The sequence below is a fragment of the Microvirga sp. GCM10011540 genome (genome assembly GCF_042650665.1).
Lineage (GTDB): Bacteria > Pseudomonadota > Alphaproteobacteria > Rhizobiales > Beijerinckiaceae > Microvirga > Microvirga lenta.
Genome location: NZ_JBHSBQ010000040.1, coordinates 63,986 through 86,320, shown reverse-complemented (window position 1 = coordinate 86,320; position 22,335 = coordinate 63,986). Strand labels below are relative to the sequence as shown.

Genomic DNA, 22,335 nt, shown 5'->3' with positions numbered 1-22,335 from the left:
GCGCGCCGCCAGACTCCGCCAGAACCTTCGTGATCGCCGCCGTCAGTGACGTCTTGCCATGGTCCACGTGACCAATCGTCCCGATGTTGCAGTGCGGCTTATTGCGCTCAAACTTTTCCTTCGCCATGTCCTACTGTCCTTGACACGCCTAATTGCCTGAACGGCAAACCTGCCGCCCATTAGGGCTCTTTGATCGGATCCGCAAGAGCCAGTTACGAATAAGAGTCATATAATCGGTGACAAGCGCGCGGCCCGATCGAACCGATTGGGCGCCCTCGCTATACCAGTGCCGCGCCCGCGACAAGGGGTCTCTTGCACATTCCGCCGATTTCTCCGCTTCCGGAGGCAGGCCGGCCGGCGCGCTGGGCCGCAAGCTTGGCCTGAATCGGGAACTGTCGGAGAGAGTGGGGAGAAGGAAGCGAGGTTGGAGCGGGTGAAGGGAATCGAACCCTCGTATTCAGCTTGGAAGGCTGCTGCTCTACCATTGAGCTACACCCGCGTCTCAACCATCGGGCTGGTGGTGGGGGAAGTAGGACTCGAACCTACGAAGGCATAGCCAGCGGATTTACAGTCCGCCCCCTTTGCCGCTCGGGACATTCCCCCTTGAGCCAACCGGACGCGCTTGAGCGCCGAGGTCGTCCACGGTTCGCCAGGTCGTCGGCGCGCCGTGGGCGTTCTTATGGTGACCCTCACAGCCGGTGTCAACTCCTAACCGCAAGGAAAGCGACGGGTCGTGAAGGTCCGTGGCCTGTGCTATGTGCCGAAATCCAACAGGTGAGATCAGGATCCCATGAGCGACCGCCCCTTCCAGTCCCGAAAGCCGAGATTCCAGCGCCCCTCTGGAAAGCCGGGCCGCCGCGAGAGCCAGCCGAGGCGCTTCTCCTCCGATGTGGAGACCACGATCCTCTACGGGTGGCACCCGGTCGTGGAGGCCCTTCGGAACGGAAAGCGCAGCTTCCGGCGCCTGCTGGCGACGGAAAACTCGGCAACGCGGCTGAACGAGGAGCTGAACGCCCCCCTGCCGATCGAGCCGGAAATCGTCCGGCCGCACGACATCAGCGTGCTCGTGGAGCCCGACGCGGTCCATCAGGGGCTTTATCTCGAGGCCGATCCCCTGCCCTCGCCCACCCTGGAGACCTTGAGCGGCGAGCGGGTGGTCCTGGCCCTCGACCAGATCACCGACCCGCACAATGTCGGCGCCATCGTCCGCACGGCGGCCGCCTTCGGGGTGGAGGCCATCATCACCACGGCCCGCCACAGCCCGGCCGCGACGGGGGTGCTGGCGAAATCGGCCTCCGGCGGCCTCGAGCACGTCCCCTTCATGATCGTGCGCAACCTAGCCGATTCCCTGATCGCGCTCGGCGAGCGCGGCTTCCAGCGCATCGGGCTCGATTCGTCGGGCGAGGCGAATCTCGACGAGCTGCAGCTCCGCAGCCCGGTCGTGCTGGTGCTGGGTTCCGAGGGCAAGGGCCTGCGCCAGCGGACCCGCGAATGCTGCGACATCATCGGCCGGCTCGACATGCCTGGGGAAATCAAGAGCCTCAACGTCTCCAACGCCGCCGCCATCTCGCTCTATGCTGTGACCAAAGCCGTCGCGGCCGGCGGGAGAAAGTAAAGCGGGCCGGGCTTCAAGTTCTTACGCCGGTTGGTACTTCGGCACTTCTGTCGAGGCGTCTTAGACGGAAGTCTCAAATACGAATTGGCAATTGTGGCGAGCAGCGCCCGCGCTAGCCTTCCATGGCGCAAGATTCACGGCCGCCCCGTGCGGCCCTGATGACCTCGGCCCAGACCCGCGGCAGCGGCCTGGACCAAGAACCCGGATGACCGGGCGACGCGATATTGGAAGGAAACCCTATGGCAACAGCAGCAACCACGCCGCATTCGGCCGCCACCGTGCGCCCGATGACGCGGGAAGAGAAGAAGGTCATCCTGGCCTCCTCTCTCGGCACCGTCTTCGAATGGTACGACTTCTACCTCTACGGATCACTGGCCACCATCATCGGCGCGCAGTTCTTCTCCGCGTTCGACGTGACGACACGTAACGTGTTCGCGCTGCTCGCCTTCGCGGCGGGCTTCCTCGTGCGCCCGTTCGGCGCCATCGTGTTCGGCCGCATCGGCGACCTCGTGGGCCGGAAATACACCTTCCTGGTCACCATTCTGATCATGGGCTTCTCGACCTTCCTGGTCGGCCTGCTGCCCAGCTATGCCCAGATCGGCTGGATCGCCCCGGTGATCCTGATCGCGCTGCGCATGCTCCAGGGCCTGGCGCTGGGCGGCGAGTACGGCGGCGCTGCCGTGTACGTGGCCGAGCATGCCCCGGTCGGGCGTCGCGGCTTCTACACCAGCTTCATTCAGATCACGGCGACCGTCGGTCTGCTGCTCTCCCTGGTGGTGATTCTCACCCTTCGCACCTGGATGGGCGAAGCCGGCTTCCAGACGGGTGAAGGCTGGGCCATCGCCGGCTGGCGCATTCCGTTCCTGCTCTCCGTGGTGCTTCTCGGCATCTCGGTCTGGATTCGTCTCCAGATGCAGGAATCGCCGGCCTTCAAGAAGATGAAGGAAGAGGGCACCCAGTCCAAGGCTCCGCTCAAGGAGGCCTTCGGCCAGTGGGCGAACGTGAAGATGGTGCTCATCGCCCTTGTGGGCCTCGCCATCGGTCAGGCCGTGGTGTGGTACACAGGTCAGTTCTACGCCCTGTTCTTCCTCCAGAGCATCCTGAAGGTCGACCTCCTCACCTCCAACGTGCTGATCGCCTGGTCGTTGATCCTGGGCACGGGCGGCTTCGTGTTCTTCGGCGCCCTGTCCGACCGCGTCGGCCGCAAGCCGATCATCCTCGGCGGCTGCCTGATCGCGGCGATCACCTACTTCCCGCTGTTCGGCATGCTCACCAACGTCGTCAGCCCCAACATGACCCAGGCGCTGGAGACGGTGAAGGTCCAGGTTGTCGCCGATCCCGCCACCTGCGGCTCGGTGTTCGACCCGGTCGGCATCCGCGACTTCACCTCGCCCTGCGACGTGGCCCGTGTGGCTCTCGCTCGCGCCGCCATCAAGTACGAGCTTGCTCCAGCTCCGGCCGGCACGCCGACGAGGGTCACCTTCAACGGCACGGATGCTCCGCTGGCCCCGGCGGTCGCGGCCAACATCACCGGCTTCGCCAGTGCTGCGGCACAGGCCGGCTATCCGAAGGCGGGCGATCCGAGCATCCTGAAGCTCAGCGGCTTCTTCAGCGCCCTCGGCAGCGCCCAGGCCCTGAAGGCCATCGCGATCCTGACCATCCTCGTGCTCTATGTCACGATGGTGTACGGCCCGATCGCCGCGGCCCTGGTCGAGTTCTTCCCGACCCGCATCCGCTACACGGCCATGTCGCTGCCCTACCACATCGCCAACGGCTGGTTCGGCGGTCTGCTGCCTCCGACGGCCTTCGCCATGGTGGCGGCCACCGGCGACATCTACTACGGCCTCTGGTATCCGATCGTGATCGCCATGGTGACCTTCGTGGTCGGCCTGCTCTTCGTGCCGGAAACCAAGGATCGTGACATCATGACCTACGAGGGCCCGGCGAAGTAAGCCTTCCCGTCTCCCACAAAAGGAAAGCCCCGCCGCGAGGCGGGGCTTTTCGTTTCGAGGCTCGGGAAACCTCAGTAGCAGGTGGTGACCCGGCGCACGATCCAGCCTTCGCCCTCGACCCACAGACGCTTGCGGGAACGGGCGCAGTTGAGGTCCTCGCTCGCGGTCTCCGTGATCGACGATGTCGTCTCCGGATCCTTTGACGCAAGGTCCTTCGAAGCGAGCGTGGTCACCTGTGCGCGAGCGTTCTTGGCAGCGCCGGCATCCGCACCGCGGGCGGCGAATGCCGGCTCCGCAGTCAAGGAAAGGCCTCCTACCAGGCAGATTGCGGCAAAAAGCCCCCATCTGCCGGCCGGAGAGCGATTCTCCTTTGTATTTGAGACCCTTAGGGCACCCATATCACCGAACTCCTTGATCATCATTGTGCAGATAATTCCAGAATTCGAGGATGGTTGCGGTGCGAAAAGACACTTAATTTTTACATTTCGAGGGAACTTGCTTCCTGTGCCTCGCGCTGATACCTCAACAGGCAGACAGGACGATGCCGGTTTAGCTCAGTTGGTAGAGCAACCGCCTTGTAAGCGGTAGGTCGCGAGTTCGAGTCCCGCAACCGGCACCATTCCCGCCAGCCTGCGACTTGGCGGAAGCCCGGAACGCCTCTTGGTCCTGGCGGCACTGAGGGCCGCTTCAGTGGATCTCTTCCTTCCCCCAGTTTTCCCGCGCCCCCTGTTCGGACACCCTCTGTTCGGTCCGGCTCAGACCGCCTCGGCGCTTGCCGAACAGGAAGATGGCGGCGCCGAGCAGAATCGGCCCGCACACGATCACCAACGCCCATAAATAACCTTCCATCAGACCTCTCCTGCTGAGGATCTGCGTAACGCAGAGCTCACATTCTGCAGGGCTAACCGGCATACAAAGTGGTTGTTCCGCGCCAGGGATGCGGTCATGCAGAGGGTGCCGCCGCACGGTTGCGGCACGATCCCGAACACGAAAAAGCCGATGCCGATCATCATCTCCGACCCTGACGACCCGCGAATCGAACCCTACCGCGCAGTGCGCGAGCGCGATCTCGTCGGGCGGGAGAACCGCTTCGTCGCCGAGGGAGAGGTCGTGCTGCGGGTGCTCCTGAAGCAGCGCCGTTTCCAACTCGAATCGGTCCTGCTGGCGGAGAACCGGGTCGAGAGCCTGGCCGAGGCCCTCGCCGCCCTCCCCTCCGAGGTTCCGGTCTACACGGCGAATCGCCAGGTCATGGACGCGATCGTGGGATTTCCGATCCACAGGGGCATCCTGGCCATCGCCCGCCGGGCGCCGCTGCCGGCAGTCGATGAGCTGCTGGCGGGGCTGCCGCCGAAAGCCCTCGTCGTGGGCCTGGTCGGCCTTGCCAATCACGACAATGTCGGCGGCATCTTCCGCAATGCGGCGGCTTTCGGCGCCGATGCGGTGCTGCTCGATTCGCAGACCTGCGATCCTCTCTACCGCAAGGCGATTCGTGTCTCCGTTGGCGGGGTTCTCGTCGTGCCGTTCACCCGTGTTCCCTCGGCGTCCGCCATGGTCGAAGCCCTGCGGCGGTCTGGCTTCGAAGCGATTTCGCTGACTCCTTCCGGCCAGGAGACGCTCGCGAGCCTCAAGCGCATGCCTCGGGCGGCGCTGCTTCTCGGGGCCGAGGGCCCCGGACTGCCCGATGCCGTGCTGGCACAGACCCGGACCGTCACCATTCCCATGAGCGGCGGCTTCGATTCGCTGAACGTGGCGACGACCAGCGGCATCGCGCTCCATCACCTGTCGGGAGCCGGTCTCGACGATGAGGGCTTGAAATCCCGCGAGATCGCCGACTTGTGAAAGCTCCGGCTCTTGTCTGCAAGCTGGGCCGTTCTAGCCTCCCGTGTCCTCGACGGGAGAAACCTGATGACCCTCACACGCCGTACTGTTCTTGCCGGCACTGCCCTTGCCGCAGCGCCATTCGGAGGCCAAGCCTTGGCTCAAGCCGCACCCTCGACGCCGGGTTCGTCCCAAAGCGCGGAAACGTCCCAGGCGCCGGGCTTCTACCGCTATAAGGTGGGCGACATCGAAGTCACGGCCATCAACGACGGCTTCGCCCGCCGTCCTCTGGAAGGCTTCGTCCGCAATGCGGAGCTTTCGCAGGTCAAGGAAGCCATGCGGGAGGCCTTCCTCCCCGAGGAGGCTCTTCCGATCACCTTCACCACCCTGGTCCTGCGCCGAGACGGCGGCGGACTGACGCTCATCGACACAGGAAACGGCGATTCGGGCGCTCCGACCTCCGGCTTCTGGATGGAGAATTTCCGTGCCGCCGGGTTCGAGCCGTCGCAGGTCGAGAACGTGGTGATCAGCCATTTCCACGGCGATCACATCAACGGGCTGCGCCTGAAGGACGGCACGGCCGTCTTCCCGCGGGCGGAAGTGATGGTGCCGGCCGCCGAATGGGCGTTCTGGATGGACGACGCCCGGATGAACCAGGCTCCGGAAGGCATGAAGGGCGCCTTCCAGAACGTGCGCCGGGTGTTCGGCCCGATCGCGAACGACGTGAAGCGGTATGAGGCCGACAAGGAGATCGTGCCGGGCCTGACCTCGGTCGCAGCCTATGGCCATACCCCGGGCCACACGGCCTACATGCTCTCCTCCGGTCCCGGGAAGCTGATGGTGATGTCGGACATCACGAACCACCCGGCCCTGTTCGTCCGCCATCCCGATTGGGCGGCCGTGTTCGACATGGATGCCGACCAGGCCCGGCAGACCCGCCACCGGATGCTCGACATGGCGGCCAGCGAGCGGGCGCAGGTGGCGTTCTACCATGCCCCCTTCCCGGCCACGGGCCACATCGCGAAGGAGGGCAACGGCTTCCGCTTCGTGCCCGTGCAGTGGATGCCGGTCGTCTGACCCGTCAGGCGGGCGGCTCAGTCGCCCGCCGTTTCCCCCGCGAGCCAGGCGATGGTGTCCACATCGACGTCCGCAGGCTCGATGAAGAAGATCACCGGCGTCTCGTAGGGATGCCTTTCCTTCAGGGCCCGTCCAGCATCGTCCTGAAGCCTCTTCACGGTCTTGAGGATGGCGACCGCCTCCTCCCCGCGCTCGATCTTCCCCTGCCAGGCATAGACGGAGCGCATCCCCGGCAGGACATTGATGCAGGCGATCAGCCTGTCGCGGACCAGCGATTCCCCTATCGACAGCGCAGTGTCCACATCGGGAAAGGTCGTATAGACGAGAAGTGGGCTCTCCATGCTATGCCTTTTGTCCGCATCTGGTTCGGGCATAACGTAGGTATGGGGCATGGCCCGTCGTTTCAACAAAGTCGCATTTGTCGCGAGTTCGACGCCTGACGCGCAGAGCGCGCTGCAGGTGCTGGCGGAGCAGTATGCGAACGTCCCCCCGGAGGAGGCCGACGTGATCGTCGCCCTCGGCGGTGACGGCCTGATGCTGCAGACCCTCCACCGCTTCATGGGCACCGCCAAGCCGATCTACGGCATGAACAAGGGCACGGTCGGCTTCCTGATGAACGAATTCAGGGAGGACGACCTCTTCGACCGGCTCGAGAGCGCCCACCGCAGCGTCGTCCATCCGCTGCTCATGGTGGCCTGGGACGTGAAGGGCGTCGCGCATACGGCCCGGGCGATCAACGACGTGTACATGCTGCGCCAGACCCACCAGACCGCCAAGCTGCGCGTGAGCGTCGATTCCCGCGTGCGGCTGAACGAACTGATCGCCGACGGCATCCTGGTCGCGACCCCGGCCGGGTCCACGGCCTACAATCTTTCCATCAACGGGCCGATTCTCCCGCTCAATGCCCCCCTCCTGGCCCTGACCCCCATCTCCGCCTTCCGCCCCCGCCGGTGGCGCGGGGCGCTGCTGCCGGACTATGCGAAGATCCAGATCGACGTGCTGGAGGCGGAGCACCGCCCCGTGAGCGCCGTGGCCGACCATACGGAGTTCCGGAACGTGGCTCGGGTCCATGTCTCGATGGACCGGACCGTCGATCTCGTGGTGCTGCACGATCCCGGCCACAGCCTGGACGAGCGCATCCTGCGCGAGCAGTTCGGCTGAGGAAACACCCAAACGCTTGGCTCATGACAAGGATAGGACAATGACCGACGAGAGCAGCAGGCACCCTCGTGGAGGCCTCTACTTCGAGGATTTCACCATCGGCACGACCGTCGCGCACCGCCTGACCCGCACGGTGACGCAGATGGACAACATGCTGTTCTCCAACATGACCCTCAACCCGCAGCCGCTCCATATCGACGCGCATTTCTGCGCTACCGAGACGGAATGGGGCAAGCCGCTCATGAACTCCCTGTTCACGCTCGGCCTGATGATCGGCATCTCGGTGAACGACACGACGGTGGGCACCACCATCGCCAATCTCGGCATGACGGACGTGAAGTTCCCCGCCCCCCTGTTCGAGGGCGATACGGTCAATGTGACCACGGAAGTCGTCGCCAAGCGCGAGTCGAAGTCGCGGCCCGATGCGGGCATCGTCGAGATGGTTCATCGCGCCTACAAGCAGGACGGCAGCCTCGTTGCCGAGTGCCGGAGACAGGCCTTCATGCGCAAGCGGGGCGCATGATGCGGTCCCTCCTGTTCGTGCCCGGCGACAGCCGGAAGAAACTCGACAAGGGCCTGACCTCGGGTGCCGACGCCCTCCTGATCGACCTCGAGGATTCGGTCGCGCTCGATGCGAAGGAGGAGGCCCGCCGGGTCACGGCGGCCTTCCTCTCCGAGGCGAAGACCCAGGCCGAACGGCCGCGCCTCTACGTGCGCGTGAACGGCCTGACGACGGGCCTCACAGACGCGGATCTCGACGGGGTCATGCAGGCGGCACCCGATGGAATTGTCCTGCCGAAGACCGTCGGCGGGACCGACGTGGCCCATCTCGGCGCGAAGCTCGCTGTCCGCGAGGCGGAGTTCGGCCTGGACGACGGCGGCACCCGGGTTCTGGCCATCGCGACCGAGAACGCCCTCGGGGTCTTCGCCCTCGGCACGTTCGCCGGGGCCAGCCACCGCCTCATGGGACTGGCCTGGGGCGGCGAGGATCTCTCGGCCGATATCGGGGCGGAGGCGAACCGGGGCGACGACGGCGCCTACACCGAACCTTACCGGATCGCCCGATCCCTGACGCTCCTGGGCGCCGCGGCGGCAGCCGTCGACGCGATCGACTCGGTCTACACCAACTTCCGCGACATGGACGGCTTGGCGGCCGAGTGCCGGGAGGCCCGGCGCGACGGCTTCGTCGCCAAGATGGCGATTCATCCGGCGCAGGTGCCGGTGATCAACGAGGCCTTCACGCCCTCAGAAGAGGCGCTCGCCCGGGCTCAGGCGGTGATCGACGCCTTCAAGGCCAATCCGGGCGCGGGGGTCGTCGGCGTCGGCGGCGAAATGCTCGACCGCCCGCATCTCCTGCAGGCCGAGCGTCTGCTGAAGCGGGCCGGGAGAATGTGAGCGGCGAACTCGCCCCCTTGTGGGCTCGTGTGGTGCAGCCTGCATAGCCCATGCGCCGACATGTCGGAATGGAGGCGAGGCTCTGCTTCAACTCGTCTCCCCGACGGATTTCGCGTCTCTACGAGTTCGCCGGAAGCGCCGTCCGGCTCTCCTCCCCCTTGTGGGGAGGGAAATGGCGCCATGTTCTGAACAGGCGCAGCCTCATCCGGACCTGATGGTCCAGCCGCTCCCACGGTAAAGGCTCGATCTACCCGCCCGGCCGCGTGATCGAGAACTTCGTTTCAGGCGTCGCGACGAAATAGTCCCGATAACCCGAGCGGGCGATCGGGCGCATGGCGGCGGTATCGACGATGCCCTCGACGATGAACCGGTCGTCGATATGGATGCCGATTACCTGACCGATCACGAGGTAATAGCTCGGCTCGCCTCCGCTCAAGGGCGTCAGCGGCACGGTCTGGAGCCATTTGCATTCCAGGGCTGCCGGAGCATCCGCCACCCGGGGCGGCCTGACGAGGCGGGACGGCGCGGCGGCGAGGCCCGCATGCTCCATCTCGTTTTCTCCCCGCGGCAGCAGGGCGGACGTCTTGTTCATCTGCTCCCGGAGATCGTAGGTGGCGAGGTTGCAGACGAATTCCCCCGTTTCCTCGATGAAGGAGAGCGCGTCCTTCCGCCCGGCGCTCGAGAACGCCACCATGGGCGGACGCTCCGAGACGGCGTTGAAGAACGAGTAAGGCGAGAGGTTGATCTCGCCCTTGGCGCTCATGGCCGTGATCCAGCCGATGGGGCGCGGTGTGACGAGGGCCTTGAACGGATCGTGGGGAAGACCGTGGGCGTTGGCGGCGGTTTCGTAGAACATGGTGCGGCCTAGAAGCGGGTGACGATATCGGCGAGGTCCGGCCGCGCCCGGTCGCCGGGCTGCTCCTTCGTCGTTCCGATGTGGATGAAGCCCGCGATCCGCTCGTTCGGGGCGAGGCCGAGGGCATCGAGCACCCGGCGGTCGAAGGCGGCCCAGCCGGTCAGCCAGACGGCGCCGTAGCCGAGGGCGGTTGCCCCGTTCAGGAGGTTCATGCAGACGGCGCCCGCCGACAGAACCTGCTCCCAGTCCGGGATCTTCGCGTGCGGCACCACCCGGGACACCACGGCGACCACGAGCGGTGCCTGTGCGAAGCGCCCCCGCTCGGCGGCGACCTTGTCCTCGTCGGCGTCCGGGTTGTCCGCCTGGAACGCCGTCGCCAGAATGTCGCCCAGCCGGTGGCGGGCGTCCCCCTCGATCAGGATGAAGCGCCAGGGAACGAGCTTACCGTGGTCCGGCACCCGGGCCGCGACCGTCAGCAGGGTCTCCACCTCCTCCGGGCTCGGCCCGGGCTCCCCCAGCCAGCGCGCGGGAACCGAACGTCGCTGCTGAAGGCGGGAAAGGCTTTCATTCATGGGATCTTCATCCGGATTGGATATTGTGGAACAATAGGTGTCGGGCGCTCACGCAGGGTGCGGTGCTTGGACGGCGCAGGCTTGCCATGGTCTCGCCGTCTTGATGCGCTTGAGCAAGCGCGGGCGTCCCAAGAGGGGCCGTTGCGAGAGAAGAACCGGCAACGGATGTATAGGGGGAGTGCGGCAATACGCCAAGCAGGTTTCCGGCCTGTGGTGAACGGTGACGGCATAGCTGCCCTTGCAGCAGCGCATTCTGGCGTGCCGCCGCGCATCCATCCCGACCCGACCGGCGAAGCGCCGCTTTGACAGCGATGCACATACCAACCACGCCAACCGGCATCCCCGGGTCCGCCTTCTGGTCGAGGCAGCAGACGATCGTCGCCTTTGCGCTCATTCTCGGGATCTGGGCCGTCGCGGCGGCCGTGTGGCCCCTCACCGGCTCGGTGGTCCCCTGGGATTCGAAGAACCAGTTCTACCCGACGCTCCGCTATCTCGGTGCCGCCCTCGCCCATGGCGAGCTGCCGCTCTGGAACCCCTATCATTTCGGCGGCCACCCTTCGGCGGCCGATCCCCAATCGCTCCTGTTCACTCCCACCATGCTGCTGTTCGGCTGGCTGGTGCCGGAGCCGTCGATGCAGCTTTTCGACGGGGTCGTCTTCGCCCATTTCCTGCCCGGAGCGCTGGCCTTCGTCCCCCTCTTCCGTCGCCGCGGCTGGCATCCGGCAGGCGCGGTGGTGGCGGCCATCGTCTTCATGCTCGGCGGCTCCGCCACGGCGCGCCTCCAGCATACGGGCATCATCCTCAGCTACGGCTTCTTTCCCCTGGCCCTTTGGCTTCTGGAGGAAGCCCTGGATCGCCGCTCCTACCGGTTCGGCGCGCTGTTCGCCGTGACGGCGGCATTCATGACCATCGGGCGCGACCAGGTCGCCTTCCTCTGCGCCCTGACCCTGATCGCCGTGGCGGCTCACCGCATCGGCTCCGCCGCCCATCCCCTGACCTATCTCAGGTCGCGCCTCGGACTGCTTGCCTCCATAGCCGTCATCGGCGGCGCGCTCCTCGCAGTGCCGGTCGTCCTCACCATGCAGTTCCTCGCCACCTCGACCCGGCCCTCCTTCGGCTACGGGGTCGCGGCCATGGGGTCCCTGCCTCCCGAAAGCCTGGCGACGATCCTCTTCGGCAACGTCTTCGGCTCCCTGCGCTGGACCTACGACTACTGGGGACCGGACTGGCACAGCCTGGCGGAGGGCACCTGGACGGACAGGGCCACGAACTACCTGTTCATCGGCACGCTTCCGGCCCTCCTCCTCATCTGGCACGGCATCGCCGGAGGGCGCCTCTTCGCCCGCGAATTCCGCTTCTTCCTCGTCGTCGGCATCATTGCCCTGTTCTACGCCCTGGGCCGCTACACTCCCGGATTCGAGGTCATCTTCGACTACATGCCGGGCGTGAACCTCTACCGCCGCCCCGCCGATGCGACCTTCCTCATCAACATCGCCCTCGCCTTCTCGGTCGGCTACCTGGTCCACCGCTATGTCACGGACGGGCTCCCGCAATGGAGCAGGGCCGCGTTGGGCCGCCTCCGGCTCGTCCTGCCCGGCCTCGCCGTCACGCTCGTCCTCGCCGCCACGGCGAGCGCCCTCGTCTTCGCCGTGAAGGCCGGGCAAGCCCCGGCGGCCCTGCGAGAGATCGGGATCGGCCTCCTTGCCGCCACGGCCGGCATCGTGCTGCTGTCGCGTTTCAGTGGCCCCTCCCGCTGGCGCGAGGCCGCCGCCCTTGCCCTCATCGCCCTGACCGGCACCGAACTCGTCTGGCGCCATGCGGCGTCAGCCCTCAATGCGGAGCCCGCGGAACGCTACGCGGTGTTCCGCGAGCTGCCGCCGGAGCAGCTTCAGGGGCTGCGGATCCTGAAGAAGGAACTGGCCGGCCGGCATGCCCGCGGCGAGTACCCCCGCGTCGAGATCCTCGGCCTGCGCGGTCCGTGGCAGAACGCCTCGATGGTGCTGCAGATCGAGGACATCATCGGCTACAACCCGCTGCGCCTGGCCGATTACGAGCGTGCCGTCGGGCCCGGCGAGAACGCGGAAGACCCCAACCTGCGGACCTTCCCGGCCACCTTCCGCGGCTACAAGTGCCGTCTCGCCAGCCTGCTCGGACTCGAATATCTGGTGCTCGACCGGCCCATCGAGAAGCTGCCGCGCCATTTCCCCCGCCTGCCGGGCGCCGAGGTGGTCTACGGTGCCGGACAGATGTGGATCTACCGGGTGAACACGGCGAGCCCCCGGGCCTATGTCGCGCATCACGCGCATGTGGTCGATTCCGAAGCCGTGCTCGATCAGGAGGAGCTGCCCGAGTTCAACCGCCAGACGGAGGCCCTGATCGACGACGAGAGCGCCCCCCTGCTCAAGGCCCGCTTCGGTCCGTCCCCGGCCGAACCGGCCCAAAGCCGGGCCCGCATCGTCAGCTATCAGCGCAACTCGGTCGTGATCGAGGTCGAGACGGGCAAGCCGGGCATTCTCGTGCTCCACGACATCTATTACCCGGGCTGGGAGGTGCGGGTCGACGGGGAGCGCAGGCCGCTCCTGCGCGCCAACCTCCTGTTCCGCGGCGTCGAGGTTCCGGCGGGCCGACACCGCGTCGAGTTCGAATTTCGCCCTCTTTCCCTGGACAATCTGGTTGCGGCCGCGTCCGAACTCGTGGACAGCGAGGAGGAAGCGATCAGGACGGCCGCCGCCCCCTGGTCCGCCGCCGGATCCCGAACCGACCAAGAATGATGCGTTTGTCGAACTCCCTGAGCCGCCTTCTCGGCTGTCTGGTGCTTCTCGCCGCCTCCGGCGCCGTCGCCCAGACGCCTGCCGTCCCGTCCCTGACCCAGACCCCTCCTCCGGTGGCGACAGGCCGGGTCACGGTCAATGCCAGCGCCGCCTTCGCGGACAACAACGAGCCGATCCGCTCCGGCCTCGTCTGGCGCGTCTACGAGGACCGGGGCGACACGACCCCGCCGACCATCGTCGCCCGGTCGAGCAGCCCGACACCGGGCTTCACCCTGCCGCCCGGCAACTACATCATGCATGTGTCCTACGGGTTCGCGAGCGCCTCCAAGCGGCTCAGCGTCCGATCGGGGCAGGTGAACGAACGGCTGACCGTGAGCGCGGGAGCGCTCAAGCTGAAGGGCGCCGTCGGCGACAGCCCCATCGCGCCGAACCGGCTGTCCTTCACGGTCTACGTCCCCAGCGGCCAGAACTCCGAAGGCCGCCTGGTCATCGCCAACGCCAAGGCGAACGACATCATCCGCCTGCCGGAGGGCACCTATCACGTGGTGTCCACCTATGGCGACGCCAACGCCATCATGCGCAGCGACCTCAAGGTGGAATCCGGCCGCGTCACGGAAGCGACCCTCAACCACCGCGCCGCGACGGTGACGCTGAAGCTCGTCGGCACGGAAGGCGGCGAGGCCTTCGCCGGAACGGCCTTCAGCGTGCTCACCCCGGGCGGCGACGTGATTCGCGAGGCCATCGGCGCCTTTCCGTCCGTGACCCTGGCCGAGGGCGAATACGTGCTGATCGCCCGGCACGAGGGCAAGGTCTATACCCGCGACTTCACGGTCGAGAGCGGGCTCGACCGGGATATCGAGATCGTCGTCCCGCCGACCTGAACCTTTTCCGCCTTCCCCGCATTGACCGGTCTCTGACGATCGGTCGCGCCGGGCAGGGACATCGAGCTCTCATGGCGTGGCCCTTACCGGGAGGACACCCATGAAGATTTCGGAAATCATGACACGCAACGTGCGCGTGGTCGCGCCCGACAAGACGATCCAGGAAGCCGCGAGGCTGATGGACGAGATGAATGTCGGTGTCTTGCCCGTCTGCGACGGCCGCCGGCTGCGGGGCATGATCACCGACCGCGACATCACCGTGCGCGCCACGGCGGCCGGCCTGCCGCCCGACACGACCCGCGTGCGCGACGTGATGTCCGACAATGTGTGGTGGTGCTTCGACGACGACGACGTGGATCACATCGTCGAGCTCATGAGCGATCACCAGATCCGCCGCCTCCCCGTCGTCGATCACGACAAGCACCTCGTCGGCATCGTCGCCCTCGGCGACCTTGCCACCGACCGGGAGGATCAGGCTTCTCACGCCCTGCATCGCATTTCGATTCCCTCCGAACCGGACCGCACGGGCACGCTCAGTTCCTCCCGCGCCGATCAGACCCGGGACCGCAGGCCTTCTCCCCTCACCGGGGACGAGCGCCGCGAGCTGGAGCGCCGGATGCGCGGGGACGATGACGACTGGCGTCACCGTCCCAACGATTACCGCGAGCGCGAGGGCCGCGGGCAGTCCGGCCGGGCCCGTGGCGGAGACCAGTTCCGCTTCCGCGAGGAGGACGACGTGCGGGCGGCCTTCGGATCCTTCGGCTATCCGGGCCAGGAACCGCGGCGCGACGCCCGGATGCGCGGCGGCTACGGCGGCGAGGGATACCAGAATTACGGGGACGAATATGCCGGGCGCGGCTCCGCCGGAAGCGGCTTCCATCCCCCGCGCTACGGCGCCTCGACCATCACGGGCGAGCGCGCCCGTCCCGGCGACGACAGCAGCGAGACCGACCGCCGGATGCAGGACCGCGAGCGCACCTGGAGCCTCGTGAACGAGCGCCGCGACCACAGCAACTACGGCAGCGGCCCCGGCAACAACCGGTTCAGCAACGATGCCACCGGAAGCTTCGGCGAGGTCCGCCGGGGCGAGCATAGCGGCCGCGGCCCGCGCAACTATCAGCGCTCCGACGACCGCATCCGGGAAGACATCAACGAGCGCCTGACGGACGATCCCCTCATCGACGCGTCCGAGATCGAGGTGACAGTGGAGAACCGCGAAGTGACCTTGAGCGGCACCGTCCGCGACCGCGGCGAGCGGCGCCGGGCGGAGGATCTGGCCGAGTCGGTTTCAGGCGTGAACCACGTGCAGAACAACCTGCGCGTCGGCCAGCAGCAGGCCGGTCACAGGACGGGAACGGAAGCGGGGGATGCCGGCGCCGCCACCGGCAATCCCGGCATCGGCCAGACAGGCTCCCGCGCCGGATCCCCTGCCGGCGGACGCAGCTCGGGGTCGGGACGCCAGCGCCAGACGACGTAAGGCCGCTTGGACGCGTCCCCTTGAAAAGCGATGGCCGGGGCTTGCCCCGGCCATCCTCGTTTGCAAACCTGAGGAAGATCGCTCTTCCGGCCGATCAAGCCACCGTGCGCTCGACCACGTGTTGCCCGTCGAGCGTCAGGTGGCCTTCGGGCTCCGCCGCGGCCTGGGACGCGCGCTTGCGGTCCGGCGTAATCGCCTCGGCGGCGAGCGCCCTGAGCGCGTCGTCGAGGGTCATGGTCCTCTGGTCGGGGCTGCCGAGGCGGCGGATCGACACCGTCCCTTCGGCGGCTTCCTTCTTTCCGACCACGAGCAGCACCGGCACCTTGGCGAGCGAGTGCTCGCGCACCTTGTAGGTGATCTTCTCGTTGCGCAGGTCGGCCTCGACCCGAAGCCCCATCCGCTCGGCGGCCCGCACCACCTCGGTGGCGTAGGCATCACCCTCCGAGGTGATGGTGGCGACCACGACCTGGACCGGAGCGAGCCAGAGCGGGAAATGGCCCGCGAAGTGCTCGATCAGGATGCCGGTGAAGCGCTCCATGGAACCGCAGATGGCCCGGTGGACCATGACCGGAGTCTTCTTCTGGCCGTCCTGATCGACATAGAACGCGCCGAACCGCTCCGGCAGGTTGAAGTCGACCTGGGTCGTGCCGCACTGCCAGTCGCGGCCGATGGCGTCGCGCAGCACATACTCGAACTTCGGCCCGTAGAACGCGCCCTCGCCCGGGTTGATCGCCGTCTTGATGCGTCCGCCCGACTGCTCCTCGATCTGCTTGAGCACGCGGGTCATCACCTCCTCGGCGTGATCCCACATCTCGTCGGTGCCGACGCGCTTCTCCGGCCGGGTCGAGAGCTTCACGACGATCTCCTCGAAGCCGAAATCGGCATAGGTCGAGAGGATCAGGTCGTTGATCTTCAGGCACTCGGAATCGAGCTGGTCTTCCGTGCAGAAGATGTGGGCGTCGTCCTGCGTGAAGCCGCGCACGCGCATCAGCCCGTGCAGGGCGCCGGAGGGCTCGTAGCGGTGCACGTTGCCGAACTCCGCCAGCCTGAGCGGCAGGTCGCGGTAGGATTTCAGCCCGTGCTTGAAGATCTGCACGTGGCCGGGGCAGTTCATCGGCTTGATGGCGAAGACGCGGTCGTCCTCGGTCTGGGTCGCGAACATGTTCTCGCGGTACCAGCCCCAGTGACCGGAGGTCTCCCACAGGGCCTTGTCGAGGATCTGCGGAGCGTTGACCTCCTGATAGTCGCCCTTGAGGCGGCGGCGCATGTAGGAGATCAGCTCCTGGAACAGGGTCCAGCCCTTGGCGTGCCAGAAGACGACGCCCGGCCCTTCCTCCTGGAAATGGAACAGGTCCATCTCGCGGCCGAGCCGCCGGTGGTCGCGCTTCTCGGCCTCCTCGAGCTGCTTGAGATAGGCGTCGAGCTCCTCCTGGTTCGCCCAGGCGGTGGCGTAGATGCGGGTCAGCATCGGGTTGTTCGAGTCGCCGCGCCAATAGGCGCCCGCCACCTTCATGAGCTTGAAGGCGTTGCCGATCTTGCCCGTGGAGGTCATGTGCGGGCCGCGGCAGAGATCGAACCAGTCGCCCTGGAAATAGATCTTGAGGTCCTGGCCTTCGGGGATCGCGTCGACGAGCTCGACCTTGTAGCTTTCGCCCTTTTCGGCGAAGACCTGCTTGGCCTTGTCGCGGCTCCACACTTCTTTGGTGAAGGGTTTGTCGCGCGCGATGATCTCGCGCATCTTCGCCTCGATGGCGGGAAAATCCTCGGGGGTGAAGGGCTCAGGGCGCGCGAAATCGTAATAGAAGCCGTTCTCGATCACCGGCCCGATGGTCACCTGCGTTCCCGGAAAGAGCTCCTGCACGGCCTCGGCCAGCACGTGGGCGCAATCGTGCCGGATCAGCTCCAGCGAGCGCGGGTCCTCGCGATTGAGGAATTCGATCCTGGCGTCCTGCGCGATGGGGTCGTTCAGGTCGGCGACGGTGCCGTCCAGAGCCATGGCGACGGTACGCTTGGCGAGGGACTTGGCGATGCCCTCCACAACCTCGCGGCCGGTCGTGCCGGGGCTGTACTGCTTCTGGGCGCCATCGGGAAAGGTCAGGGTAATCATGAGTGCGTTCTCCTGGCTCACTCCTGCCAACGGAGCAGGTAAGCGGGGGCCGACGGTTTGTTGGATGGGAGCGAGATCAGCCGCCGTCAGGTTCGACTGCCTCGCAGACGATCGGGGGAGCGTTCACGCCCCGCCAGCGACCATAGGCCCAGGGCTTATACCAGCCGGCCCCTTCGGGCAATGTTTCGGGCACCACATCGAGCCCGGATGTGCCGAAGGGCCCGCAACGGCAGATCCGCGACACGCCCATCCAGCCTCCGGCCCAGAAGCCGTGCCGCTGGATCGCCTCGTCGGTGTATTCCGAACAGGACGGCATGTGCCGGCACTGGCGGCCGATGAGGCCGGACAGGGTCAGCTGGTAGCCTCGGATCGCCCAGTGCGCCGCCCGTTGAACGGGGCTCGCCATGCCTAGCCCGCCTCCTTCGTCCGCCCGGCCTCGATCTGGTCGAGGGCATCGACGACGGCATCGAAGGTGAGCATGATCGAGGGGTGGCGGGCCTTGTAGTCCCGCAGGGGCTCGAGGACCTTCAGGTCCTCCCACTTGCCTTCCGGGGCCTCTCCCCCGGCCCTGAGCATACGGCTCGCGATCTCCCGGACCTCGCGCAATTCCGAGGCGGTGGAGCCCAGCACGTGCCGGCCCATGATGGAGGACGAGGCCTGGCCGAGGGCGCAGGCCTTCACGTCATGGGCGAAGCCCGTCACCACATCCCCGTCCAGGGCGAGGTCGACCGTAACGGTGGAGCCGCAGAGCTTCGACCGCGCGGTCGCGGTGGCCTGGGGCTCCGGCAGCCGTCCGAGGAGCGGAATGTCCGCAGCGAGCTCGAGGATGCGACGATTGTAGATGTCGTTCAGCATTTGGGCCTGATGACGCGTGGATGTCTCAGCCAATATATAGGAAACATCACTGAACTCTGCGACTGGGCTCCTGACGGCGCTTTCGCGGAAAGGGAATGGAAACGCCGGAGGCCTAGGGCCTCCCCAGTTCACGAGTTGAGAAAGGCACCGCATGAACGATGTGGTTAAGCCCTTGTCCCCGCGCCTGTCCGCAGTCGCCGACAAGCCAGGCGACCGGCCCAGCCGGGAGGAGGCGGAAGCCGCCGTCCGCACCCTGATCCGCTGGGCGGGGGACGATCCGCAGAGGGAGGGCCTGCGCGAGACGCCCAAGCGCGTCGCCAAGGCGTTCAGGGAGTTCTACTCGGGCTATGAGGACGACCCGCACGAGGTCCTGAACAAGATCTTCGCCGAGGTCGAGGGCTACGACGACATCGTTCTCGTGCGGGACATCCCGTTCTATTCCCATTGCGAGCACCACATGGTGCCGTTCTTCGGCATGGCCCACATCGCCTATTATCCCACGAAGGGCGTGGTCGGCCTGTCCAAGCTCGCCCGGCTGGTGGAGGTCTTCGCCAGGCGTCTCCAGACGCAGGAAACCATGACGGCCCAGATCGCCGATGCCATGGAGACCGCGCTCGAACCCCGCGGCGTCGCCGTGATGATCGAGGCCGAGCACATGTGCATGTCCATGCGCGGCGTGCAGAAGGCGGGAGCCATGACCCTGACGACCCAATTCACCGGCGCCTTCAAGGACCCTGCCGAACAGGTGCGCTTCCTGACCCTGGTGCGGCACGGAAAGGCTTGAGTTTTCGCGCCGTCCGGCGTTCTGAAGGGCATGTCCCCACCATCGAAGGTTTCCCATGTGCGCGTCCCACCCCTTCCCGGCTCCCGGTTCCAAGGCCGACCTTGAAGAAGGAGCGGCCCTCACCCCGCGTTTCGGCGCCGACGGCCTGATCACCTGCGTCACGACCGAGGCCGAGACCGGCGAACTCCTCATGGTCGCGCACATGAATGCGCAGGCCCTGGCGAAGACCCTTGAGACCGGAGAAGCCTGGTACTGGTCCCGCTCGCGGGGCGAGCTCTGGCACAAGGGCGCCACGAGCGGCCAGATCCAGACCGTCGTCGAGATGAGGGTCGATTGCGACCAGGACGCCCTATGGCTCAAGGTCAAGGTCGCCGGCGACGGCGGCTGCTGCCACACGGGGCGGCAATCCTGCTTCTACCGGAAGGTGGAGTCTACGGAGGACGGGCCGAGGCTCGCATTGGCGGAAGCGACCTATCCGACCTCGTGACCCTGAGGCTCCGCGGATGAGCGGCTCGCCGGAACAGCGTCAGGGGACGGATCCTCATCCTTCCTTGACCGGCCCTCCAGGTCCGCCATCAATGCGTCGGCCATCTGCTGGAGCCGCTGGCGATCCGGCTCCGGAAACTCGCGCGGCTTCGTGTCGATCAGGCACAGGGAGCCGATGACCACTCCGGAGGAGGCGCGCAGCGGAGCCCCGGCATAGAAGCGGATTCCCTTCTCCAGCACGATCGGGTCGTCGGCAAAGCGCGGATCCTTGGTCACGTCCTCGGACACCAGCGCCTCGTTCGCCGCAATCACATAGGCATCGAGCGATTCCCCGTGAGGATTCGGGCCATCCGCATGGCCGCCCTGGGGCGAAGCGGCCTCGTTCGAGGGCCGATGGACCTGATCGACGAGAGAAACGAGGGCGATGGGCGTGCCGAAGGCCTGAGCGACCTCCCTCGACACCCTGTCGAACTGCCGCTCCTTGACAGAGGTCAGACCGAGCTCCTCCAGCGCCGCGAGCTGCTCGTGTTCGGCGTCCTGGATGACCGGAGCCGCCCCGGTGGGCGAGGCCGGGCGGGAGACCCACGCATCCATCTGGTCGAGACAGGCCTCCAGAGAGGTGAACACCGCATCTGCCGCCATCTGCTTCGCGGGATCCTCCGGCCGCTCGGTCGCGGAGACCGGGTTCCAGCAGCAGACGACGAGCTTCACATGAGGCGCCCGGCGGCGCAGGCGGCGGCAGATGTAGCGCGCATAGACCTGCGGCTGCGGGTGCAGATAGGACAGGCACACCACATCCACGCCCTGGAGGTCGAGCTGTCCCAGGGCGCCCTGGCTGACGGCGATCGGCGGCAGGACGCGGGCGCCGATGCCCCGTTCATGGAGCACCTGAGACATCATCTCGGCCGCCGCGCGGTCGAGTTCCGTGCGCCCCGCCACGCAGAGGACAGAGGACGGCTTTGCCGCCCCTGTTGCCGACCGGCCTTCGCCCGTGTCCGTTTCGTCGCCCTTGTCCCGGATGTGGTCCTCGATCTCCCGGACGACGCAGATCGCCGTATCCGCGACGAGCCGCCGGTAATTGGTCTCCGTGGTGCTGCGCTGGCGGTCGTTCTCCGCCAGCCGGAGGGCGGGTATGGCCACGTTGTCGTAGAACTCGCGCGAGGAGCGTTCGTCGACGTAGTCTTCGGCCATTTCCACCGCCTCCTCCAGGTTGCCCGCCAAAAGGCGCTGGTAAAGGCGCTCCTCCGGCGCCAGCACCGGATCGCTGCCGAGGAGAACGCCGAGGAATTCGAGCTGGGGCACGTAGCGGCCGATCACCACGAGGCAGACCGTCAGGGGCGTTGCGAGAAACAGCCCGACCGGCCCCCACAGGCTGGTCCAGAAGATCGCCGCCATGATGATGGCGAGCGACGACAGGCCAGTGCTGGAGCCGTAGAGCCACGGCTCGATCACGTTGTTGCTGATGAGTTCCGCCATGAGGAAGAGCCCCACGACCCACAGCAGCATGGTCCAGCCCGGATCCACCGCAACCGCCAGGGCGATGGGGAAGAGAGCGGCCAGGAACGGCCCGAGATAAGGAATGAACCGCAGCACGGCCGCCAGCAGCCCCCACAGCACCGCATTGGGCACGCCGATGAAGTAGAGGGCGATGCCGATGGGAATGCCGTAGGTCAGGTTCACGACGAGCTGCATCAGGAGATAGCGGCTGACCCGCGCGGCCGCGTCGTTGATGGCTTGCGTGCTCTTCTGGAGATCGCCCGCCCCGGCAAGCTTGATGAAACGGTCGCGCAGGTCCTCCCGCTCGAGCAGCACGAAGATCACGAAGATGATGACGAGGCCGGCCGTGGCGAGCGGCGCCAGCAGCGGGCCGATAATGGTCTGGATCACCTCCAGCGGGCGCGGGCGTGGGGGCTCCAGCCTCACGGTGACGGGCTCCTCCAAGGTCCCCGCGCCGAGCGCGGAGCCCGGCGCCTGCGCCGGCTCGTCCTCGGGCTTCTCCTCGCCGGCAATCTCCTTGCCGAGATCCTCGATGGTCGTGGTGACTCTCTCGACCACGCCGCCGCCGGGCGCGGATTGCTGCAGGGACCGGATCTTTTGCGTGATGGTGGTCTGGTAGGCCGGAAGGTTGCTGGCGAGCTGCACGAGCTGACGGCCGACGACGAAGCCGATCCCGCCGATGAGGACGAAGGCAAGGGCAACGGCAACGAGCACTGCTGCGACCCGCGGCAGCTTCAGGCGCCGGAACCAGTTCACGAGAGGCGCGAGAGCGAAGCTCAGGAGAATGGCGAGGGCGAAGGGGATGAAGATATCCCGGCCGAAATAGAGCCCCCCGATGGCAAGGACGATGCCGCCGGCGGTCAAGACGGGAGAACTTGCGGGCCGCACGGCCGACGGGGGAGGAGGCAGAGCCGGATCGGCCATAGATGACGCCCTCAGCGACATTTCGCTGGAGACAACTCGACACGGTTTCTTTTGATCCGGTTTCGGCCGTAGAGCCCGTCCCGCACCCGGCGGACGGATCGCGCCTT

Annotated in this window: 22 protein-coding genes and 3 tRNA genes; 13 read left to right on the top strand and 12 right to left on the bottom strand. The window is 66.6% G+C overall.

Annotation, left to right across the window (positions count from 1 at the left end; all coding sequences use genetic code 11):
• From ACFOYU_RS14320 to ACFOYU_RS14310, 3 genes are all read right to left on the bottom strand, one after another.
• A partial coding sequence (locus ACFOYU_RS14320; RefSeq protein WP_377034108.1) for a GTP-binding protein occupies nt 1–127 on the bottom strand: 127 nt, incomplete at its 3' end.
• 298 nt (nt 128–425) lie between these two features.
• Nucleotides 426–499, bottom strand: a tRNA-Gly gene (locus tag ACFOYU_RS14315).
• Nucleotides 500–518: 19 nt separating this feature from the next.
• Nucleotides 519–603 (bottom strand) — tRNA-Tyr (locus ACFOYU_RS14310).
• Nucleotides 604–790: 187 nt separating this feature from the next.
• Between ACFOYU_RS14310 and ACFOYU_RS14305 the strand changes: the two genes are divergently transcribed.
• Nucleotides 791–1,615 carry a TrmH family RNA methyltransferase gene (locus ACFOYU_RS14305; protein WP_377034105.1) on the top strand — a complete coding sequence of 275 codons (825 nt, stop codon included), beginning with the start codon at nt 791–793 and terminating at the stop codon, nt 1,613–1,615.
• Nucleotides 1,616–1,854: 239 nt separating this feature from the next.
• Entirely contained in the window at nt 1,855–3,567 is a 1,713-nt protein-coding gene (locus ACFOYU_RS14300; RefSeq protein WP_377034104.1) for an MFS transporter, read from the top strand.
• A gap of 71 nt (nt 3,568–3,638) precedes the next feature.
• Here the strand turns inward: ACFOYU_RS14300 and ACFOYU_RS14295 are convergent, their stop codons facing one another.
• Nucleotides 3,639–3,869, bottom strand: coding sequence for a hypothetical protein (locus tag ACFOYU_RS14295; RefSeq protein WP_226741689.1), 231 nt, complete (start codon nt 3,867–3,869; stop codon nt 3,639–3,641).
• A gap of 241 nt (nt 3,870–4,110) precedes the next feature.
• Between ACFOYU_RS14295 and ACFOYU_RS14290 the strand changes: the two genes are divergently transcribed.
• A tRNA-Thr gene (locus ACFOYU_RS14290) sits at nt 4,111–4,186 on the top strand.
• Nucleotides 4,187–4,254: 68 nt separating this feature from the next.
• Here ACFOYU_RS14290 and ACFOYU_RS14285 read toward each other — a convergent pair.
• Nucleotides 4,255–4,416: a hypothetical protein gene (locus ACFOYU_RS14285; protein ID WP_226741688.1), complete on the bottom strand. Its 162-nt coding sequence runs from the start codon at nt 4,414–4,416 to the stop codon at nt 4,255–4,257.
• 96 nt (nt 4,417–4,512) lie between these two features.
• On the opposite strand from ACFOYU_RS14285, the gene ACFOYU_RS14280 reads away from it, so the two are divergent.
• Entirely contained in the window at nt 4,513–5,406 is an 894-nt protein-coding gene (locus ACFOYU_RS14280) for a TrmH family RNA methyltransferase (protein ID WP_377034103.1), read from the top strand.
• Between the two features lie 66 nt (nt 5,407–5,472).
• A complete protein-coding gene (locus tag ACFOYU_RS14275) occupies nt 5,473–6,462 on the top strand; it encodes an MBL fold metallo-hydrolase (RefSeq protein WP_377034102.1) in 990 nt (329 codons plus the stop codon).
• 17 nt (nt 6,463–6,479) lie between these two features.
• On the opposite strand, the gene cutA is transcribed toward ACFOYU_RS14275, so the two are convergent.
• A complete protein-coding gene (gene cutA / locus ACFOYU_RS14270; protein ID WP_226741685.1) occupies nt 6,480–6,803 on the bottom strand; it encodes a divalent-cation tolerance protein CutA in 324 nt (107 codons plus the stop codon).
• A 49-nt stretch (nt 6,804–6,852) separates the two neighbouring features.
• Between cutA and ACFOYU_RS14265 the strand changes: the two genes are divergently transcribed.
• Genes ACFOYU_RS14265 through ACFOYU_RS14255 form a run of 3 tightly spaced genes read left to right on the top strand, consistent with a single transcriptional unit; the run spans nt 6,853 to nt 9,018 of the window.
• Complete coding sequence (locus ACFOYU_RS14265; RefSeq protein WP_226741684.1) at nt 6,853–7,623, top strand: NAD kinase; 771 nt, start codon at nt 6,853–6,855, stop codon at nt 7,621–7,623.
• Nucleotides 7,624–7,663: 40 nt separating this feature from the next.
• Nucleotides 7,664–8,146, top strand: a complete 483-nt coding sequence (locus ACFOYU_RS14260; RefSeq protein ID WP_377034101.1) for a MaoC family dehydratase — start codon at nt 7,664–7,666, stop codon at nt 8,144–8,146.
• The gene (locus tag ACFOYU_RS14255) at nt 8,146–9,018 is read left to right on the top strand and encodes an HpcH/HpaI aldolase/citrate lyase family protein (protein ID WP_377034107.1); all 873 of its coding nucleotides are present in this window, start codon (nt 8,146–8,148) and stop codon (nt 9,016–9,018) included. The genes ACFOYU_RS14260 and ACFOYU_RS14255 overlap by 1 nt, the downstream gene beginning before the upstream one ends.
• Before the next feature lie 247 nt (nt 9,019–9,265).
• Here ACFOYU_RS14255 and ACFOYU_RS14250 read toward each other — a convergent pair whose 3' ends face one another.
• Nucleotides 9,266–9,874 (bottom strand): flavin reductase family protein, encoded by a 609-nt coding sequence (locus ACFOYU_RS14250; RefSeq protein WP_377034100.1) that lies wholly within the window; start codon nt 9,872–9,874, stop codon nt 9,266–9,268.
• Nucleotides 9,875–9,882: 8 nt separating this feature from the next.
• Nucleotides 9,883–10,446 (bottom strand): nitroreductase, encoded by a 564-nt coding sequence (locus ACFOYU_RS14245; protein ID WP_377034099.1) that lies wholly within the window; start codon nt 10,444–10,446, stop codon nt 9,883–9,885.
• A 311-nt stretch (nt 10,447–10,757) separates the two neighbouring features.
• Between ACFOYU_RS14245 and ACFOYU_RS14240 the strand changes: the two genes are divergently transcribed.
• The 3 genes from ACFOYU_RS14240 to ACFOYU_RS14230 all read left to right on the top strand — a co-directional run bounded on the left by ACFOYU_RS14240 (nt 10,758) and on the right by ACFOYU_RS14230 (nt 15,575).
• The gene (locus ACFOYU_RS14240; protein WP_377034098.1) at nt 10,758–13,217 is read left to right on the top strand and encodes a YfhO family protein; all 2,460 of its coding nucleotides are present in this window, start codon (nt 10,758–10,760) and stop codon (nt 13,215–13,217) included.
• A complete protein-coding gene (locus ACFOYU_RS14235) occupies nt 13,217–14,098 on the top strand; it encodes a hypothetical protein (RefSeq protein WP_377034106.1) in 882 nt (293 codons plus the stop codon). Before ACFOYU_RS14240 ends, ACFOYU_RS14235 begins: the two co-directional genes overlap by 1 nt.
• Nucleotides 14,099–14,198: 100 nt before the next feature.
• Nucleotides 14,199–15,575, top strand: a complete 1,377-nt coding sequence (locus ACFOYU_RS14230) for a CBS domain-containing protein (RefSeq protein WP_377034097.1) — start codon at nt 14,199–14,201, stop codon at nt 15,573–15,575.
• A 94-nt stretch (nt 15,576–15,669) separates the two neighbouring features.
• Here ACFOYU_RS14230 and thrS read toward each other — a convergent pair whose 3' ends face one another.
• The 3 genes from thrS to ACFOYU_RS14215 form a co-directional block, all read right to left on the bottom strand.
• On the bottom strand, nt 15,670–17,682 hold the full coding sequence (gene thrS / locus ACFOYU_RS14225) for a threonine--tRNA ligase (RefSeq protein WP_377034096.1): 2,013 nt from the start codon (nt 17,680–17,682) through the stop codon (nt 15,670–15,672).
• A 76-nt stretch (nt 17,683–17,758) separates the two neighbouring features.
• Nucleotides 17,759–18,088, bottom strand: a complete 330-nt coding sequence (yidD, locus tag ACFOYU_RS14220) for a membrane protein insertion efficiency factor YidD (protein WP_377034095.1) — start codon at nt 18,086–18,088, stop codon at nt 17,759–17,761.
• Nucleotides 18,089–18,090: 2 nt separating this feature from the next.
• Entirely contained in the window at nt 18,091–18,537 is a 447-nt protein-coding gene (locus tag ACFOYU_RS14215; protein WP_377034094.1) for an iron-sulfur cluster assembly scaffold protein, read from the bottom strand.
• A 151-nt stretch (nt 18,538–18,688) separates the two neighbouring features.
• On the opposite strand from ACFOYU_RS14215, the gene folE reads away from it, so the two are divergent.
• The gene (gene folE, locus ACFOYU_RS14210; RefSeq protein WP_377034093.1) at nt 18,689–19,321 is read left to right on the top strand and encodes a GTP cyclohydrolase I FolE; all 633 of its coding nucleotides are present in this window, start codon (nt 18,689–18,691) and stop codon (nt 19,319–19,321) included.
• 55 nt (nt 19,322–19,376) lie between these two features.
• Nucleotides 19,377–19,808 (top strand): phosphoribosyl-AMP cyclohydrolase, encoded by a 432-nt coding sequence (gene hisI, locus ACFOYU_RS14205; RefSeq protein WP_377034092.1) that lies wholly within the window; start codon nt 19,377–19,379, stop codon nt 19,806–19,808.
• On the opposite strand, the gene ACFOYU_RS14200 is transcribed toward hisI, so the two are convergent.
• Nucleotides 19,793–22,228, bottom strand: a complete 2,436-nt coding sequence (locus ACFOYU_RS14200) for an AI-2E family transporter (RefSeq protein ID WP_377034091.1) — start codon at nt 22,226–22,228, stop codon at nt 19,793–19,795. The genes hisI and ACFOYU_RS14200 overlap by 16 nt on opposite strands.
• Between the last annotated feature and the right edge of the window lie 107 nt (nt 22,229–22,335).

What these genes read in the sequence shown, in the direction of transcription:
- thrS (WP_377034096.1), bottom strand. Translation starts at nt 17,682, where the DNA reads ATGATTACCCTGACCTTTCCCGATGGCGCCCAGAAGCAGTACAGCCCC.
- ACFOYU_RS14235 (WP_377034106.1), top strand. Translation starts at nt 13,217, where the DNA reads ATGCGTTTGTCGAACTCCCTGAGCCGCCTTCTCGGCTGTCTGGTGCTT.
- yidD (WP_377034095.1), bottom strand. Translation starts at nt 18,088, where the DNA reads ATGGCGAGCCCCGTTCAACGGGCGGCGCACTGGGCGATCCGAGGCTAC.
- ACFOYU_RS14200 (WP_377034091.1), bottom strand. Translation starts at nt 22,228, where the DNA reads ATGGCCGATCCGGCTCTGCCTCCTCCCCCGTCGGCCGTGCGGCCCGCA.
- ACFOYU_RS14275 (WP_377034102.1), top strand. Translation starts at nt 5,473, where the DNA reads ATGACCCTCACACGCCGTACTGTTCTTGCCGGCACTGCCCTTGCCGCA.
- folE (WP_377034093.1), top strand. Translation starts at nt 18,689, where the DNA reads ATGAACGATGTGGTTAAGCCCTTGTCCCCGCGCCTGTCCGCAGTCGCC.
- ACFOYU_RS14260 (WP_377034101.1), top strand. Translation starts at nt 7,664, where the DNA reads ATGACCGACGAGAGCAGCAGGCACCCTCGTGGAGGCCTCTACTTCGAG.
- ACFOYU_RS14250 (WP_377034100.1), bottom strand. Translation starts at nt 9,874, where the DNA reads ATGTTCTACGAAACCGCCGCCAACGCCCACGGTCTTCCCCACGATCCG.
- ACFOYU_RS14255 (WP_377034107.1), top strand. Translation starts at nt 8,146, where the DNA reads ATGCGGTCCCTCCTGTTCGTGCCCGGCGACAGCCGGAAGAAACTCGAC.
- ACFOYU_RS14245 (WP_377034099.1), bottom strand. Translation starts at nt 10,446, where the DNA reads ATGAATGAAAGCCTTTCCCGCCTTCAGCAGCGACGTTCGGTTCCCGCG.
- ACFOYU_RS14265 (WP_226741684.1), top strand. Translation starts at nt 6,853, where the DNA reads ATGGCCCGTCGTTTCAACAAAGTCGCATTTGTCGCGAGTTCGACGCCT.
- ACFOYU_RS14280 (WP_377034103.1), top strand. Translation starts at nt 4,513, where the DNA reads ATGCAGAGGGTGCCGCCGCACGGTTGCGGCACGATCCCGAACACGAAA.
- ACFOYU_RS14240 (WP_377034098.1), top strand. Translation starts at nt 10,758, where the DNA reads ATGCACATACCAACCACGCCAACCGGCATCCCCGGGTCCGCCTTCTGG.
- ACFOYU_RS14230 (WP_377034097.1), top strand. Translation starts at nt 14,199, where the DNA reads ATGAAGATTTCGGAAATCATGACACGCAACGTGCGCGTGGTCGCGCCC.
- ACFOYU_RS14285 (WP_226741688.1), bottom strand. Translation starts at nt 4,416, where the DNA reads ATGGAAGGTTATTTATGGGCGTTGGTGATCGTGTGCGGGCCGATTCTG.
- cutA (WP_226741685.1), bottom strand. Translation starts at nt 6,803, where the DNA reads ATGGAGAGCCCACTTCTCGTCTATACGACCTTTCCCGATGTGGACACT.
- hisI (WP_377034092.1), top strand. Translation starts at nt 19,377, where the DNA reads ATGTGCGCGTCCCACCCCTTCCCGGCTCCCGGTTCCAAGGCCGACCTT.
- ACFOYU_RS14300 (WP_377034104.1), top strand. Translation starts at nt 1,855, where the DNA reads ATGGCAACAGCAGCAACCACGCCGCATTCGGCCGCCACCGTGCGCCCG.
- ACFOYU_RS14305 (WP_377034105.1), top strand. Translation starts at nt 791, where the DNA reads ATGAGCGACCGCCCCTTCCAGTCCCGAAAGCCGAGATTCCAGCGCCCC.
- ACFOYU_RS14215 (WP_377034094.1), bottom strand. Translation starts at nt 18,537, where the DNA reads ATGCTGAACGACATCTACAATCGTCGCATCCTCGAGCTCGCTGCGGAC.